Raw genomic sequence first — 305 nt, 5'->3', positions numbered from 1 at the left:
TTTCCCTTGCACGAAGGGCATTTCCGTGTCACGACACAGCCATCACCCACATCAGGCTGAAAAATCAGGGTCAGATCCCTACTCCAATTGGGTCGGCGTCGAACTCATCCCAGTCGTCCTCGATGGTCTCGGGGTCCACACCGGGGTCGGCATGGGTGTGCCCGACGATGCCCGCCGCGGTGGCCGCGAGTGCAACCGGAACGTCTTCCGTCCATGTCTCCGCGGCGTGCTCTGGCGACATCAGATATTCCAACTGTCTGAATGCCTCAAGGTTGATGGGGTCATGAACGAACATCGGACAGTCG

1 protein-coding gene is annotated in these 305 nt (G+C 59.3%); it reads right to left on the bottom strand.

All coding sequences use genetic code 11. The features are described from left to right. Nucleotides 1–70 precede the first annotated feature (70 nt). On the bottom strand, nt 71–305 hold a 235-nt coding region (locus FPZ47_RS28775; protein WP_168209600.1), incomplete at its 5' end, for a hypothetical protein.

Origin of the sequence: Mycobacterium helveticum, from assembly GCF_007714205.1 — a bacterium.
Classification (GTDB): Bacteria; Actinomycetota; Actinomycetes; order Mycobacteriales; family Mycobacteriaceae; genus Mycobacterium; species Mycobacterium helveticum.
The sequence above is the reverse complement of the archived record's forward strand: the minus strand, read 5'-3'. Positions and strand labels throughout refer to the sequence as shown.